A 16,602-nucleotide genomic window follows, 5' to 3' on the forward strand; every position below is an offset into this window, starting at 1 on the left:
TTTACAGGGTTTGCCATCCCCGATAATTTCAATACAGACTCTTCCTGTACCGGATGTATAAGCTTTAGTATCTGTTCCTTTACCGGTTAATGTATCTACCAGAAGATCGTCAATATAGACTTTTACTGTTTGTTGATGGCTAGTTGTATTAGTATAAGCTATCAGACCAAATCGAATACTTTGAGGTAACTGGAAGCAATATTTACCAGTGTCATTAGTATCACATATTCCACTACAACCCCCATTATTGCCACGGTCACTGCCTAATAAATCAGAGTCAATCAATACTGCTGCTTGAATTGTTTTGAAGGCTCCTTCGGTATAACCATTAATAGAAGCAGGTCCAAATCTAATAATGTTTGATTGCGGATAAAATCCGATATGCTGATTGCCTTTGATGAAAGTAATATCAGGATCGCGATTAAGAGCTTTTCTCCATGTAACAGCATCCAGATTTTTACTAAATTCTGGGTGTTTCTTTGCTATTTCCCATCTATCTGAGATAGATTTTCGCTTAATCGAGTGTGAGTTTACGGCATAATCAATGCAATCACTACCTTTGAAGAAACAAACAATATTTTGTGTTAATTCTATAGCCGCATCTATCCCGTTTTCAAATTCGGTACCTTCCAATCCGGGCCATCCCTCTGCAATAAATTTCGGCCCATCAATCACCTTAACTTTTGCGATATCGAATTTAACGTATTGCGAGCCTTTAAAAAAATATAAATAACCATTTAAATTAATTACATCATCAATATGTCTTTGAAATTTTATAGGGAGGTCAGGCCAATCATTACTGATGGGTTGAGGGTAATTTTTATCTGGTCTATGTATTGTGTCATTAAATATGGCATTATTCTCATTAAGGAATAAATAGATATGTATGCTCATTAATATATATCCTTCATGGTTTTTAAGTTTGTGATTGATTTTGCGTATTTGTCAAATTTCCTGTTTATAGATAAAATATAGCAATAATGATATTAAAACTATTTGGCGAAACAGAAAAATTTACTCTGTGAAAATTAATATAAAAGATAGATTGTGGCAATGTTATATATTAATAAATTACTTATTGATTTAATGATATTGTTTTTTTGCAAAAATACAAATATATACTAAGAGGTAAGAGTTATATAATTAAATTAAAGTGTAAGACACTATTTTATATTTCTATATTAATTTATTTTTGTGTTTTGACAATAACATATTGAAAATATATTAGATTGATTATATTTTTATATAAAAAGCGGCATAATACCGCTTTAATTTATTAATGATTTTTTGTGGTGAAATTAACGGGCTATTTTAACTAATTCACCAATGGCCAATTCAATACCACCACACTATCATTGTAATTATTGTTGGCGTCATTTTCGGCACCAATAGTGACTGTTCCCGGTTTTCCGTCAAGGGTATTATAAGAGTAACGGAGCTTACAGGGTTTGCCATCCCCGATAATTTCAATACAGACTCTTCCTGTACCGGATGTATAAGCTTTAGTATCTGTTCCTTTACCGGTTAATGTATCTACCAGAAGATCGTCAATATAGACTTTTACTGTTTGTTGATGGATAGTTGTATTAGTATAAGCTATCAGACCAAATCGAATACTTTGGGGTAATTGGAAGCAATATTTACCGCCATCACTAGCGCCGCATTCTCCAGCACAATTGGAGGGTTTGGTAACTGGAAGACAAGGATCTTTAACTTGTGTCATTTTCCACAGGCCGGTATAGGGCTTACGGAGGTTATTAGCAGAAGTATATACATGGCATACTGTTTCAGGGACTCCAACCCAACCATAAGTATCAAGAAAGCCTCGGGTTTCCCATCGGTTATATAATGCAATGCTTTCATCTTCTTTGATTTTCCCATCAATAGATGGCATGTCAGAATAAATAATCCACTCTAATGCTTCTGGACGGATGTTTTTATCCGATGTGTGTATCGGATATATTTCACCTTCTGGAACCTGTTTATTTGATGCTACATAATGCCCTAAGTAGCCGCCATCACATTGATAAAGATTGTGGAGTAAAATAGTATCGTTGTTAATAACTTCACTGCCGATAGGTTTTCCCGTTCCTGATTCAATTCGCCAGAATGTACCGGCTTGAGTGGTGGTTATCACAGTATGTTTGCCATCTGAAATACCACTCGCTCCATATACACTAAGATATCCACCATCCCAGTTTCTGAAACTATTTAATATTTTTACAGTATCGCCATATTTAAGTATATTAGCCATAATTTCTCCGGAAAGTCGGTTATTTATTTCTAACTGTTAATGTATTATTTAATCTACGATATGCCTATCGTGGCATGTAGCAATTAAGCGGCATTATGCCGCTTCGATTTATTGATAAATCTTTTATTCACACTAGTGGCCAGTTCAACATTACTACACTGTCGTTGTAATTATTATTAGTACCATTTTCAGCACCGATAATCATGGAGCCAGGTTTTCCTTCAAGGGTGTTATAGGAATAACGAAGTTTACAGGGGTTGCCATCCCCGATAATCTCAATACAGATTTTACCTGTACCTGATGTATAAGTTTTAGTATCGGTTCCTTTGCCGGTGAATGTATCTACCAGAAGATCGTCAATATAGACTTTTACTATTTGTTGATGAATAGTTGTATTAGTATAAGCTATCAAACCAAATCGGATACTTTGAGGTAACTGGAAGCAATATTTACCGGTGTCATTGGTTCCACATTCCCCGCCACAATTGGATGGCTTATTTGGCGCACAGGGGTCATTAACTTTTTCTATTCGCCACAGGCCAGTGTAGGGCAGACGAGGGGTTGAACCAGAGGTAAATATCTGGTATTTCGAATTTGGAAAGGTAGCGTCATTACAGGTATCAAGGAATCCCTTTTGATTATATAGATTAAAAAGAGCGAAAATACCTTCCTCTGTGATTCTTCCATCCGGTGAAACAGCTCGTTGATTGATAGTCCATAACATTGCTGTTTTGGAATGGATGTTGATATCTGATGTATTAACCCGGTAGATTTCTGTCGGTGCTTCGTTACCCGCTTCGCCATAGCATGTTAAGTAGCCGCCATCACATAAATAGAGGTTGCGAAGCAAGATAGTGTCATTATTTATTATCTCACTGCCTACAGATTTTCCTGTGCCTGATTCTATTCGCCATATTCCTCCTGGATTAGAATAAGAGGGGGTGACAGTGACTACGTTATATTTTGCCCCAGCTCTTTTATCTTCTCCATATACACAGAGATACCCACCATCCCAGTTTTTATAGCTATTCAACATTTTTACGGTATCGCCATACCTAATGATATTATCCATTAATTTCTCCAGAAAGTTTGTTATCTGTTTCTAATCGTTGATATATCCCTTGAAATTGTTCTGAACTCATCCTATTACCGCTCTAACCCTTTTAAGTTGAGCCATTGTGATAAGTCGGGGGCTGCACTTTTGTGGCTCTTAGTCGGGATAGTAGTAGCGATAAACGCCAGTCGATTGAGTATCAATCCTAATGATTATTCGGTAAAGCCAGTGCTTTTGTTACTGACTTCTAACAATGAATGAGGCTGCTGAAATTGTTGTTGCTTGATTATTCTACTTTACCGCCATCAGCTTCATCTCAAGCCAGATTACGTTGTGCAGTCAATGGATGATACACGGTGCTTTTTTTTGCTCGGCATGTGATGTAAATTGCTTACCACGTCGATGAAATTTAAGCCAACAGGAATCGAGATTTATAATGTCGAAGTTAATTGGAACTAATCAGATAGTTGGAACTAATAATATAGTTGTTATTGCGATGGTTGTTGCATTAGTTCAATTTATTAATGCATTAGAGTACATGATGGTAACTCCGCTTTTTGTTTATATGTCGAAAGATTTTCACATGCCGGTTACGATGGCGGGAGTTATTGCGGGTGTTTATGTTTTCTCTTCCGTATTTTCTGGCCTGACATCCTTTTTCTTTATTGATCGCTTTAATAAAAGAAAGGTTCTCATTCTAAACACATTGTTTCTCGGTTTGATTACGTTCCTGACGATTTTCTCTTCGGAACCATACCAGCTTATTTTGCTACGTATCATTGCCGGTCTGTTTGGTGGTGTGACATTGGGAGTAGGCATTGGGATCTTACTTAATAATTCTCCAGAAAGTATGCGGGGAAGGGTATTAGGCATTGCGTTTTCATCTTTTTCATTCGTTAGCATTTTAGGTATACCATTGTGCTTATATTTAGCCGAGAGTTTTAACTGGAAAGTCTCTTTTTTATTCATCGTTATTTTATGCATCGTGAGTGTGCCTTTGATCCTCTTCTTTATTCCAGGTGCCGAGAAAGTAAAAAATAGCCAGAAAAAAATTGTACTAACCAAAAAAATAACATTAGCCGGGATGGCAAGTGGTGTCAGTAATTTTAGTCCCTTCATGCTTATTCCGATACTTGCTCCGCTATTAATGAATGTATTTTATATCCCGGAAAATCAGGTTTCACTGGTATTCTTCTGCGGAGGTATTGCTTCTTGGTTAGGCACTTATTTAACTGGGAAGCTTTGCGATAGATATCCGCCTCAGAGAATTACCATCGCCGCGGCGACTTTATTTATTGCCAATATCTTTCTGGGATTGACGGGAAAAGTAAATGGATACGTTTTCTTCTCACTTTTTATGTTCGCGACTTATGTGCAGGTGATGGCGGCAAACGTGCTCGCTTCTTATGCCTCGACGCCTGAAAATCGTGCGGGCTTTGGTGCCCTCCAGATGGCGTTTTCCAATTTGGGTGCTGGCGTGGTGTTCTTCTTCTCCTCTATTTTCTTAGACGGTAAAGAGATTATTGCTGAGAATGTACGGCCTATTTTCATACTGACTATGGTTAGCGCTCTGATATTACCTGTATATGTAATGAAATTAGCTCAGGTGATGAAAAGAGAAACGAAAAATTTAATGAATAATGCTTAGCGTAATAATTAAGGGAAAATAACGATAGATATGTGATCTAGCCTTAATGGTAAAATAAAGATTTTGCGCTATATTTGAAATTAAGGCTAATCATTGATATAAGAAGACAGGTGTGATTAGTAATAATTAAATGTTGTTTGAAGTGTAATATCACTGGAGGAAATTAATATTATAAGGATAATTTTAGGACAGTGTGCGAAAGGATGAAGTTATTATAAATCCTATCATAATTATTATTGAACTTATTAATTGATATAGGTGAATAAAATGGAACGAAAATCAAATAACACTCAGAATAAACCAGCCATTAATATTATCGCGGGAGTGACAAATATTAAATCTATTTATAATAAAACGCCTTGTAAAGTTGTCATTGAACATGGATATGTTGCCAGAAAAAATTTTTCTGTGGATAAAATGTCTGAATGGCATGGCGATTTATGGGCACCCTGGATAGGTGATAAATATGAACCTAATAAAGCAATTCATATTTATACTGAAAGGGGATTGAGATCTGAATTCAGATTTAATATTTGGATATTTCAAGATTATTGGAATCCACCAAATGAAAATGCGGTTAAATATTCCATAAATAGGGAATTTAGTTACGATGATGCATTAGAGATCCCTGGTAATAATCGAGGCGGTGGAAATAAAATCCTAACGTTAGAATTTAATGATAATAATATTAATCTGGAAATGATATAGCGTTATAACTGAATATATCGGATAACGTTTTGTATCAATAGACAGTCGTTGAAATGACAGCATTTCTTCGCGTGTTGTTCAGTATTTTTAATTACTTTGTTGATTGTTACATTAATTAACTATCAAGTAAGTTTTTATTAAAACTAATAATTAAATTATTGAAATGTTAATATGCGCGTAGAAATCGGTTACCCCTCTAATAATTTTCTCATGAAACCATTTCATTTATCGATTATTGTAATAAAGAGTCAATCGGTTTAGCAGGGTGAATGATGCGGGTATATGTTAATACACTTGCTGATGGAGATCTTTATGTCAGTAATAATGTAATTAATAATCAATCTCATTTGAGAAATAAGATTAAATAAAGTCGTGAAACAAAAATAACAGTTACACGATATTTATTTCATATTATTACAGATTATTACAGATTGTTACAATTTGTAACAAATTGAGAATTAAAAATAGTAACAATTATAATTGGTTATGAAATTTCATTAAGAATTTCCTGAATTTAAATTATTTTTATTTAATTGATTGTTGTTTAACTTCTGTTGATGTTTGCTCTTTTATTATCTAGTAAGCTTAATTTTTCTTTGTTGGATGTTTTCTACGGTAATTCTTTACATTAGAGTGAGTATAAGTTGAGGTTATTTTGCGTCGGTTGATTTTGTTAAGCAGTTCGTTAATTTAGGTACCATTATTCATTCCCTCATATTTGGTGTTTGTCTAATTATCGATTCATAACTATCTGATAAAGCGTGTTATTCCGTGAAAATATCATGCCATAACCATGATGTTTTTATTTCTGTTTTTGGTTGTAAGGAGTTATCTAATGACTGCAAGTTTTCAAAATGAAGTTCCTAAGTCGCGTATTAATATCAAATTGGATCTACATACCGGTGGGGCACGGAAAAAGGTTGAGCTACCGTTGAAATTGCTAGTCACGGGTGATTACAGCAACGGGCAGGAACAGCGCCCGCTTTCGGAACGGGAAAAGGTTTCTATCAATAAAAACAATTTTGACAGTGTATTAGCTGGGTTTAGCCCTGCGGTTAATTTGACCGTGGAGAATACTGTGGCTGGAGATGGGAGCGAAGAAAATATCGCTTTCACTTTTCGGCAAATAAAAGATTTCGAACCTGAACAAGTGGCTCGCCAAATTCCACAACTGCGAGCGTTGCTTTCTATGCGCAATTTGTTGCGCGATCTGAAATCTAACCTGCTTGACAATGCCACCTTTCGTCGAGAGCTGGAGCGTATTCTGCTAGATGAAATGTTGAGCGATGAACTGCGAGCTGAGTTGGCAGCACTGACGCCGCAAGAAAGGTAATGGTCACATTATTTTCACGAGATTTAAGTAAGGGGTTTTGAATGACGGTACAAGAGCAGGCGACATCTTCTGTAGCGACGGCAAACCATCATGCCGGTGGGGTTTACTCGTCTTTGTTTGAGAAAATCAATTTACGTCCGGTGGAACGATTAAGTGATATTGCATGCTTTCATAACAGTGACGCATTGGCAGGTGTGACGGAAGATGAACGGGTGACTGTAGCTGTTAGTGTTCTTCTCGATCTGCTGAAAGCCTCCGAGGAAAAAGTTGAACAGTTGGATAAAGCATTGCTGGATTTTGAGATCGGCAAGTTGGATCGCAGAATTGGCCGCCAACTTGATGTGGTGATACATCAGCCGGGATTTCAGCGTATAGAATCTGCCTGGCGAGGCTTAAAATTTTTGGTTGATCGGACAGATCTCGGTCAGAACGTCAAAATTGAAGTATTGGATGTGGCCAAGGATGATTTGCGGCAAGATTTTGACGATACGCCGGAAATTGTTCAGAGCGGTTTCTATCGTCACGCTTACATTCAGGAATATGACACACCGGGTAGCGAACCGATTGGCGCAGTGATTGCCGACTATGAATTTAGTGCCGGATCGCAGGATATCGCCTTATTGCGCAACATTGCCAAAGTCGCGGCAGCGGCGCATATGCCATTCATTACTGCCGCTGCGCCCGCCTTTTTTGGCAAAAAGAACATGGATGAAGTGGCGGTGATGAAAGATATTGGTCACTATTTTGAGCGCGCGGAATACGCCAAATGGAGAGCTTTCCGCGACAGCGAAGATGCCCGTTATATCGGCCTCACCCTGCCAAGAGTGTTGGGACGTCTGCCATATGGTCCGAAGAGTATGCCGGTGCGAACGTTTAATTATGCCGAAGAAACAACAGGGCCGGATCGCAGTAAGTATTTGTGGACCAATGCCGCTTTTGCTTTTGCCGCCAATATGGTCAGGAGTTTTGTTAAAAATGGCTGGTGTGTGCAGATCCGTGGTCCGCAAGCCGGTGGTGCTATCGCCGATTTGCCGATCCATCTCTATGATTTGGGTACCGGTTATCGGAGCAAGATCCCAACAGAGGTGTTGATCCCGGAAACCCGTGAATTTGAATTTGCCAATTTAGGTTTTATTCCGCTCTCTTACTATAAAAATCGCGATTACGCCTGCTTCTTTTCGGCTCACTCCACCCAGAAGCCCGCGGTGTATGACACCGGGGAAGCCACGGCCAACAGTCGTATTAATGCGCGTTTGCCCTATATCTTCCTGCTATCGCGCATTGCTCATTACTTAAAACTGATCCAGCGGGAGAACATTGGCACCACTAAAGATCGGCGTCTGCTCGAAATTGAACTGAATAGCTGGATCAACACACTGGTGACGGAGATGAATGATCCGACTGACGACATGCAGGCATCTCACCCGCTGCGTGAAGCTCATGTGGTGGTTGAGGATATTGATGACAATCCGGGGTTCTTCCGCGTCAAGCTGTATGCGGTGCCGCATTTTCAGGTGGAAGGGATTGACGTCAATTTATCTCTGGTTTCTCAGATGCCGAAAGCGAAATCGTAATTATTTTATTGGGAGTTATGATGAAAATTCTACGTCCTCTCTGGATTGAAGACGCCTTTTTAGCCCCTCAACAGTTTCAGCAACAAGCGCGTTGGGAGGCTCTGACTAACAATTGTATTGCCCATTTGGGGCTGATTAATCCCTGGGGAGTGCTTGATATTCGGTTTGATCAGGAGGCATTGCGCTTAAACCGCCTGAAAGTTCAGCATCTTAAAGTCCGTTTACAGGATGGGACGCTGATTGATACCGATTATGCTGATAATCTGCCTGCGGCCTGTGATTTACAGCAGGTGGCGTCGGCGGATATGCGTGCGGTTGAGGTATTACTGGCGTTACCGCTGGAGCATGCCAATGGAGGCAATTGCCGCCAGAGTAGTGAGAGCGTGGGGCCGGGACAACCGCCGCTACGTTATCAGCAAGAGTGGATTGAGATACAGGATAAGTACGGCGATGGACGTGAATCCATTGCGGTTGAACGCCATGCAATTTCCCTACGCTTTCAGCATGATCAGAATGAGGCTTATCTGACATGCCCGTTGGCGCGCTTGGTGCGTGACGGGCAAAGCGGTTGGATGCTGGATGACCATTTTGTGCCGCCATTGCTCTCGTTTGCTGCCCATCCTCCATTGCTGGAACAGCTTGATCTGTTGTTGACTCAGCTACGTGCTAAGCGCACCCGGCTGATGGGAATGCGTCGTGAAAGCCATCAACGCATGGCAGATTTTGCTGTGGCGGATGTGTCGCTGTTCTGGTTGTTGAATGCGCTTAACAGCTATGAACCGGTGTTGAATAATTTTAACGCCGCGCCTGCGCTGCACCCGGAAATCATCTATCGTGAACTGGTGAAGTTAGCGGGGGCATTACTGACCTTCTCACTGGAGAGTGATCTCGACGCGATCCCTGATTACCAACACAACCAACTAAGTGAGGTTTTCCCGCCATTGATCCGGCTTATCAGTACGTTACTTGAGGCGAGCCTGCCATCAAGGGTGATTTCGATTGAACTGGAAGTGGTGCGTGAAAATCAGTGGAGAGCATCACTTCATGATAGGCGATTGTGTGAAGAGGCCGATTTTTATCTCTCTGTGCGATCGTCGATGCCGACGCATTTGTTGCAAACCCAGTTTCCGCAACTGTGCAAAGTGGGGGCACCTGATGATGTTGAGCGGTTGATTAACTTGTCATTGAGCGGCATTCCTTTACATCCACTTAGCCATGTACCGGCGGCGATCCCGTTGCGGTTGGAAAACCAATATTTTGCTTTCGATCTGAATAATCCAGTGGCTAAAGCCATGTTGGAGGCGGGAAGTTGCGCCTTCTATGTGCCCGGTACGTTGTCGGGCGTTCAATTAGAACTGTTTGCGGTGTTACGTACATGAACAAAGAAATTTCAATTGATGACCTGATGCTTGACATTGGAATGTTAGTGATTGCGCTAAAAAGCGGTAATAAATCGCTGCACGGAGAGGCGTTATATCAAAAAGGGGTTGAGTTGGTAGACGCGGCACGGCAGCGATTAAGTACAAGTGGTATCAGCGAAGAGAACATGGCTCACATCATCTATGCCTTGTGTGCGTTGTTGGATGAAACCGTACTCAGACGCCCTGAGCGGGATAAAGGCTATGAAACTTGGTCGAAAACGCCGTTGCAGACACGATTTTGCAATAGCAACCATGCGGGAGAACGGCTGTTTGAACGTATACGTCAAGTGCTGGATCAACCACAACCCTCTCTGTTGGTATTAGCGGGTTTCCAGCGCGTATTGGCATTGGGCTTTCAGGGCGGCGACCTGGAAAAGATCTCTCAGGAACGCCAGTTATTACTGGACGTACTGACTGATCGTGCCGGTGTGATGGTGGTGCAACCTTATCAGATGATACGTCCCAATGCAGACCGTCATCAGGACCGATGTTGGCATGCACGCTCTCCGTGGTTTTGGGGATGCTTGGCCGTAGCCGGAATAACTTTGGTGTGGTGCGGTCTGCGTCTCTACCTTCAACAATATTTGTCTGTTGGATAAGGCTAAGGAGAGCAAATTGAGTTGCGTACTAAAACGAGCGCTGTGGCTTTTAGCTTGTGTTCTGACGGCGCTGTTATGTCTGTTTTTCTTGCCGCTAGGGAATGCGTCTGTCGCATGGTGGTTGGCCGCGATCTTGATGGTGGCAGTGATTGCCTGCTGGCGGGTAGGACGTCCCACACCGGAAATGTCCCATCAGGACAGTGTTTGCCGTTTGCTGGCGGCATTGCCTGCGGCCTCGTGGCGTCAGCCTGTGGTACTAACCTGCGGTGATAGCGTGGCGACGCTGTTTGCGGAAGGGCCGGTACGCTGCACGCCACAGGGCTGTTTTATCTGTGTATCGCCGCAAAACGAGATGAGCGCACTGGTAGAAGCGATTATTGCCGCCAGACCTGATTGGCGTAGGCAGATTAGCGTACTATTAACACTCTTTCCTGAACAGCAACGAGATCAAGCCGTAATGACGGCAAAGATCAGACAATTTCGCTATCAGGTTGGCCGTGTTGCTCAACTGACCGCCTGCCATACACCGGTATTGATCGCCGGCTATCTTGATGGCGATATCAGCCCGTGGTTCGAGCTACAGGCAGACAGCCCGACAATGACGGTATGGGGAGAAAAACACGCCGCTGTTGGGATGAATATCTGGTTGACCGAAGGGGATGCACAGCACCGGGCCGCACGTTTACAACAAACGATTGCGGCGGCGGCATGGCAACGCTGGATGGTAGAAAACATCTTGCATGAATGCCGATCACCGGAGCTGGTCAGTCGGCCTTGTTACCCGATAGCAATGGCGCTGACGTTTTTGCCGCAAACGCCGCAGGTAAACAACTTGTGGACGAAATGGCTGATCGATCGTACTACTTTACCTCGCATTAGCCACAGCATGGCTGAGGTGGGGAACGTATCGCCATTTCCCGATGCCATGTTGCGCCTGTTGCCACATTATGTTGGTCATACACCGCATCGACGAGCGGTCATCTGGGGCATCGGCCTGCTGAGCGGATTTGTCTGTCTGGCATTGGCTTCCAGCGCCTGGAACAACTTGCGCCTGTTGCGCCAGATACGCAGTGATTTACAGCATTATCGAGTCATTGACGTGAAAGATAATGGCGCGAAAGTTCAGGCTTACCATCAACTCAAGCTTGATGCGACATTGCTGGAGAAATATCAACGTGACGGCGAACCGGTGCGCTTAGGGTTAGGGCTTTATGCAGGCGATCGCCTTTATACGCCGCTGATGGATGTGATCAACCATGCGGTGTTACCGGTATCTCCGCCTCCTGTGCCGAAGAGCGGTAAGCCGTTGCCGCAGACATTGAACCTGAGCAGCATGTCACTGTTTGACATTGGACAGTCGCGTCTTAAGCCAGAAGCGGCCAAAGTGCTGGTCAACGCATTGATCGACATTAAAGCTAAACCGGGCTGGATGGTGGTGATAACAGGTCATACTGACTCAACCGGTGATGCCGCAAAAAATCGCGTGCTATCACTGGCGCGGGCAGAAGCAGTACGAGATTGGATATTACAAACCAGTGACGTATCACCGGCTTGCCTGGTCGTAAAAGGTGAAGGTGCAACGCGGCCGATTGCTACCAATACAACCGCTGCGGGGCGTGCTGTCAACCGTCGGGTTGAAATCAGCTTAATGCCGTCGAGCGTCGCCGCCTGCCAACGACCAGAAAATCACTTGGGATAATAAAGATGGCAGCACTATTCATTCTGATTATTCACTCTGATTATTCACTCTGATGTTTGGACACAATCAGATCTAATGCGCTAATGGGCTGCCATGCGCGGGTATGGCGACTCTTTTAAGCAACTCTTTTAATTCAGCGGATGAAGTGTTTGTAAACGTAGAACTGGCTAGGGGAACCTCGCCAGACAGATGAATTTTTACCTGAGAATGGGGGCATTTATTGAATGCCACCTAACCTCTTAATGACAACTGGAACTTTTATATGGATACCATATTTACCGCACTATTGTGCCGTTTAAACCCCTATTGTGCGCAGGCATTGGAAGCTGCCGCTGCATTTTGCCAGACACGGGCACATGCTGAAATCACGGTGGAACACTGGTTGCTCAAGCTGCTTGAAGGCGGTGAAGGTGATATTACGGTGATTGCTCGACGTTATGAGTGGGATATGGATGCGTTGTGGCAGTCATTGCTGACAACGATTAACCGTTTGCCGCATAGCATCAATCAGCGCCCACGGTTATCAAGCGACCTGTGTAGTTTGTTACAGGTTGCCTGGTGTGTGGCTTCTCTGGAAGAGGGTAATGAATCTATTCGCTCGGTGCATCTTTTGCAGGTACTGCGCGGCCAACCGGCTTGGTTGCGTACCCATCATGGCTGGCCGTTGATCAACCTAAATGTGACGCAACTACAACGTTTGCGTCCATTGCTGGATCAACAATCGGACGAACGCCCGGAGAGACAGGCCGCGACGTCTCTGACGGCGGATGGAGCAATCGCTGAAATTGAGGACAGCGACACCGATCAATATGCGCTTAATCTCCAACCATTATCATCGGCTTTGCAGAACGTATTGGACAAATTCACGCTGGATATCACCGCCAGAGCCGCTGAGGGTGTCATTGATCCGGTATTTGGTCGTGACAGCGAAATCCGTCAGATGATCGACATCCTATCGCGTCGGCGTAAAAACAACCCGATTCTGGTGGGAGAACCGGGAGTAGGGAAAACCGCGCTGGTGGAAGGATTGGCGCTGCGTATTATTGAAGGCAATGTCCCCGACAGTCTAAAAACCGTCAGCGTGCGGATGCTGGATCTAGGCTTGTTGCAGGCAGGGGCGGGAGTAAAAGGCGAATTTGAGCAACGACTGAAAAACGTCATTGAAGCGGTACAACAGTCGCCTGCTCCCATTCTGTTATTTATTGATGAAGCGCACACGCTGATTGGCACCGGTAATCAGGCGGGGGGCGCTGATGCTGCTAACCTGCTAAAACCTGCGCTGGCGCGGGGAGAATTACGCACGATTGCCGCCACCACGTGGTCGGAATATAAACAGTATTTTGAACGGGATGCGGCACTGGAGCGACGTTTCCAGACGATCAAAGTCGATGAACCGGACGACGAGACCGCTTGCCTGATGCTACGTGGACTGAAAGCGCGTTATGCCCGTTATCATGGCGTACATATTCAGGAAGATGCGGTGAAAGCGGCTGTCACCTTATCTCGTCGTTACCTGACTGGGCGACAGCTACCGGATAAAGCGGTAGACCTGCTGGATACCGCCAGCGCACGAGTCAGAATGGGCCTGGATACGGTACCGGAGGCATTGACGCAACTGCAATCCCAATTGACCGCACTTGAGATAGAGCAACAGGCGATACTGGAAGATATCGCACTGGGGCAATGCCATCACTCAGATCGTTTGGCACAAATTGAAATGCGACGTCATGAACTGTGTCGGCAGCAGCAACAGCGGGATGAACAGTATCAACAGGAAAAACAGCTTACCCAACAGTTGCTCGACGCCCGGCAGGACATCAGCCGACAGGGTGATATAGCCCTGTTGCAACAGCAACTGGCGACATTACAACAAGGGCAGCCATTACTGTCATCGGATGTGGATGTGCGTTCCGTAGCAACAGTGATCGCTGATTGGACCGGCGTGCCATTAAATAGCTTGTTGAAAGACGAACAGACCGGCTTGCTTCATTTGGAGCAGCATTTGGGGAAGCGGGTTATCGGTCAAGAGGTGGCGCTACGGGAAATCGCTCAACGCTTGCGTGCCGCTAAAACCGGATTGACGCCGGAACAGGGGCCACTGGGCGTATTCCTATTGGTTGGGCCGAGTGGCGTAGGGAAAACCGAAACCGCGCTGGCATTGGCGGATAACCTGTTTGGTGGAGCGCGTTCGCTAATCACCATCAACCTATCGGAATATCAGGAACCGCACACGGTATCTCAGCTTAAAGGTTCACCGCCCGGTTATGTCGGATATGGTCAGGGGGGGATCTTAACGGAAGCGGTACGTAAACGCCCGTATAGTGTGGTGCTATTGGACGAAGTGGAAAAAGCCCATCGCGACGTTATTAACCTGTTCTATCAGGTATTTGATCGTGGCTTTATGCGCGATGGTGAAGGACGAGAAATCGATTTTCGCCATACTGTAATCTTAATGACCTCTAATCTGGGCAGTGATCAACTGATGGCGTTACTGGCACAACAACCTGACGCCCCGAACGCCGTATTGCATGAGCTGTTACATCCGATGCTTCGTGATCACTTCCAGCCAGCTCTGTTGGCTCGTTTTCAGACCGTGATTTACCGCCAGTTGCAGGCTGGTGCACTCAGACGCATTGTTGAAATCAAACTGGAACAAGTGACTCGGCGTCTTCGTACCCACTATGGCTTAACTTGCACGGTGGAAAGCAGTCTGTGTGACACCTTGGTGAATGCTTGCCTGTTGCCGGACAGTGGAGCACGTAATATCGACAGCCTGCTTAACCAGCAAATTTTACCGGTGTTATCACAGGCACTGCTGGAACGTCTGGCCCATCACAATAAACCTGCTGGCGTGACGTTGGGTTTCGACGAAGAAGAGGGTATCACCCTTGCTTTTACTGATACTGAATTGGTCGCTTCATTGGATATCGAGGAAAAATAAGTAATGGCTGAATGAATGTGTATGAAACTGTACATAGGGTTCAGCCCTATATCTGATGGAATAAGAAGTTCGAACATAAGATAACCCGGCATTTCGCCCTAATGAAAAGGTATTAAAAGAGAAGGTATTAAAGATATGAAAGTAAAAAATGTAACGATAAAAAAAGAGTGGAATTTATTGGATAACGAAACAGAGACGGGTACACCTTCTTTTCCTGAAAAACGCAATTGGTTGGCGCGTAAATGGAAATTGATGATTGTCTGCTTTATTCCTGTTTTCATCGTCGGTGCATTTATGATTGTCATGGGCGTAATGAAATCTTCGGAGCCATATAAGAAAGCTTTATCGCTGGCACAAGGTAATCCTGTGGTGAAAAATATTTTAGGCCAACCCATTGAAACTAGCTGGTTTATTTCTGGCAGTATTAACGAGAAAGAAGCCGAGTTTGACATTCCTATAAAAGGAAATCGGTCTGGTGGTACGGTGCATGTTGATGCAAATAAGTATGCAGGCCATTGGCGATATAAAAATATAACTGTTCAACCAGATTCAAGTGGGCAATTGATCGATTTACTGGCAGTCGATAATCCCATGAAATAAAGATTATTTTCTTTGTAGAGTATTATCAAAAAACTCTTGAACCGGTTTAATTGGAAAGTAATGAGAATCATTCTTAATCAACGTAGAGTCAATGGTATTTTATTCTGTGCTATAAAATATCGTTCTCTCTATGTGGTTTTTAGGTTATTGCAAATGTCGTCTATAAAGGTAAAAGTATGATCTGGAATAACGCCGTCAGCGCAATTCAGCAGGAATTGGGTTCTCCTGTATTATGGTATTGGTTGGTTTCCGGTATGCTTATTATCTGCATCGGTATGACTTGCTATGGATTATGGTCTGGATAAATCAGAATGAGTCTATTATCAATGGAGTTATTCTCAATAATGAAATCTGTTCTCATTTGCATACTATAATTGATAATCATTCTTTTTTACGTGTCGGTAACGTATTGATGATAATGAACCTGAGTCATGGTAAGGATGAAATAATGCCGGAGTTGTATTTTATGAATTAATTAACACATTGAAAATAAAGTAAAAATATATTTTATTGTTAGGGCTATGAGAAATGTAAATATCTGTATAGTGAGTCACTATCATATTATTTTAATCAATGCGATCTTTTTATCTAAACAAATGACATTCTGTTTAAGTTTGGTTTAGATATAATGAGTTTCGCCGTTATCATTAAACATTTTGTGCTATTTGATAAAAAAAGACTTGATTTTAATATGCACCCGCAGGGAGGATTGAATTGTTCATTAACCGTGTGTGAAATTAATGAATCTATTAATTCGAAGGCATGTTGCTG

Annotated in this window: 13 protein-coding genes; 10 read left to right on the forward strand and 3 right to left on the reverse strand. The window is 43.2% G+C overall.

The window, feature by feature from the left end; translation table 11 throughout:
- From EAE91_RS22005 to EAE91_RS22015, 3 genes are all read right to left on the reverse strand, one after another.
- Positions 1-894, reverse strand: an 894-nt coding sequence (locus EAE91_RS22005) for a fucose-binding lectin II (protein ID WP_214090321.1), incomplete at its 3' end; no start/stop codon positions are given.
- Positions 895-1,315: 421 nt separating this feature from the next.
- Entirely contained in the window at positions 1,316-2,254 is a 939-nt protein-coding gene (locus tag EAE91_RS22010) for a fucose-binding lectin II (protein WP_214090322.1), read from the reverse strand.
- Positions 2,255-2,381: 127 nt separating this feature from the next.
- On the reverse strand, positions 2,382-3,326 hold the full coding sequence (locus EAE91_RS22015; protein WP_214090323.1) for a fucose-binding lectin II: 945 nt from the start codon (positions 3,324-3,326) through the stop codon (positions 2,382-2,384).
- Between the two features lie 418 nt (positions 3,327-3,744).
- On the opposite strand from EAE91_RS22015, the gene EAE91_RS22020 reads away from it, so the two are divergent.
- From EAE91_RS22020 to EAE91_RS24630, 10 genes are all read left to right on the forward strand, one after another.
- Positions 3,745-4,956 carry an MFS transporter gene (locus EAE91_RS22020; protein ID WP_214090324.1) on the forward strand — a complete coding sequence of 404 codons (1,212 nt, stop codon included), beginning with the start codon at positions 3,745-3,747 and terminating at the stop codon, positions 4,954-4,956.
- A gap of 267 nt (positions 4,957-5,223) precedes the next feature.
- Positions 5,224-5,664, forward strand: a complete 441-nt coding sequence (locus EAE91_RS22025) for a hypothetical protein (RefSeq protein ID WP_214090325.1) — start codon at positions 5,224-5,226, stop codon at positions 5,662-5,664.
- 835 nt (positions 5,665-6,499) lie between these two features.
- Positions 6,500-6,997 (forward strand): type VI secretion system contractile sheath small subunit, encoded by a 498-nt coding sequence (gene tssB / locus EAE91_RS22030; protein WP_214090326.1) that lies wholly within the window; start codon positions 6,500-6,502, stop codon positions 6,995-6,997.
- 41 nt (positions 6,998-7,038) lie between these two features.
- On the forward strand, positions 7,039-8,571 hold the full coding sequence (tssC, locus tag EAE91_RS22035; RefSeq protein WP_214090327.1) for a type VI secretion system contractile sheath large subunit: 1,533 nt from the start codon (positions 7,039-7,041) through the stop codon (positions 8,569-8,571).
- A 20-nt stretch (positions 8,572-8,591) separates the two neighbouring features.
- Entirely contained in the window at positions 8,592-9,950 is a 1,359-nt protein-coding gene (gene tssK / locus EAE91_RS22040) for a type VI secretion system baseplate subunit TssK (RefSeq protein WP_214090328.1), read from the forward strand.
- Positions 9,947-10,591 carry a type VI secretion system protein TssL, short form gene (tssL, locus tag EAE91_RS22045; RefSeq protein WP_214090329.1) on the forward strand — a complete coding sequence of 215 codons (645 nt, stop codon included), beginning with the start codon at positions 9,947-9,949 and terminating at the stop codon, positions 10,589-10,591. Before tssK ends, tssL begins: the two co-directional genes overlap by 4 nt.
- Before the next feature lie 16 nt (positions 10,592-10,607).
- Positions 10,608-12,290 (forward strand): OmpA family protein, encoded by a 1,683-nt coding sequence (locus tag EAE91_RS22050; protein ID WP_214090330.1) that lies wholly within the window; start codon positions 10,608-10,610, stop codon positions 12,288-12,290.
- Between the two features lie 262 nt (positions 12,291-12,552).
- Complete coding sequence (tssH, locus tag EAE91_RS22055; protein WP_214090331.1) at positions 12,553-15,231, forward strand: type VI secretion system ATPase TssH; 2,679 nt, start codon at positions 12,553-12,555, stop codon at positions 15,229-15,231.
- A 135-nt stretch (positions 15,232-15,366) separates the two neighbouring features.
- Complete coding sequence (locus EAE91_RS22060; protein ID WP_214090332.1) at positions 15,367-15,831, forward strand: cytochrome c oxidase assembly factor Coa1 family protein; 465 nt, start codon at positions 15,367-15,369, stop codon at positions 15,829-15,831.
- Positions 15,832-16,007: 176 nt separating this feature from the next.
- The gene (locus EAE91_RS24630) at positions 16,008-16,136 is read left to right on the forward strand and encodes a hypothetical protein (RefSeq protein ID WP_280520299.1); all 129 of its coding nucleotides are present in this window, start codon (positions 16,008-16,010) and stop codon (positions 16,134-16,136) included.
- Positions 16,137-16,602 lie beyond the last annotated feature (466 nt).

Origin of the sequence: Photorhabdus noenieputensis, from assembly GCF_018448935.1 — a bacterium.
Taxonomy (GTDB): Bacteria; Pseudomonadota; Gammaproteobacteria; order Enterobacterales; family Enterobacteriaceae; genus Photorhabdus; species Photorhabdus noenieputensis.

What these genes read in the sequence shown, in the direction of transcription:
- EAE91_RS22025 (WP_214090325.1), top strand. Translation starts at nt 5,224, where the DNA reads ATGGAACGAAAATCAAATAACACTCAGAATAAACCAGCCATTAATATT.
- EAE91_RS22020 (WP_214090324.1), top strand. Translation starts at nt 3,745, where the DNA reads ATGTCGAAGTTAATTGGAACTAATCAGATAGTTGGAACTAATAATATA.
- tssB (WP_214090326.1), top strand. Translation starts at nt 6,500, where the DNA reads ATGACTGCAAGTTTTCAAAATGAAGTTCCTAAGTCGCGTATTAATATC.
- EAE91_RS22010 (WP_214090322.1), bottom strand. Translation starts at nt 2,254, where the DNA reads ATGGCTAATATACTTAAATATGGCGATACTGTAAAAATATTAAATAGT.
- EAE91_RS24630 (WP_280520299.1), top strand. Translation starts at nt 16,008, where the DNA reads ATGATCTGGAATAACGCCGTCAGCGCAATTCAGCAGGAATTGGGTTCT.
- tssC (WP_214090327.1), top strand. Translation starts at nt 7,039, where the DNA reads ATGACGGTACAAGAGCAGGCGACATCTTCTGTAGCGACGGCAAACCAT.
- tssH (WP_214090331.1), top strand. Translation starts at nt 12,553, where the DNA reads ATGGATACCATATTTACCGCACTATTGTGCCGTTTAAACCCCTATTGT.
- tssK (WP_214090328.1), top strand. Translation starts at nt 8,592, where the DNA reads ATGAAAATTCTACGTCCTCTCTGGATTGAAGACGCCTTTTTAGCCCCT.
- EAE91_RS22060 (WP_214090332.1), top strand. Translation starts at nt 15,367, where the DNA reads ATGAAAGTAAAAAATGTAACGATAAAAAAAGAGTGGAATTTATTGGAT.
- EAE91_RS22015 (WP_214090323.1), bottom strand. Translation starts at nt 3,326, where the DNA reads ATGGATAATATCATTAGGTATGGCGATACCGTAAAAATGTTGAATAGC.
- tssL (WP_214090329.1), top strand. Translation starts at nt 9,947, where the DNA reads ATGAACAAAGAAATTTCAATTGATGACCTGATGCTTGACATTGGAATG.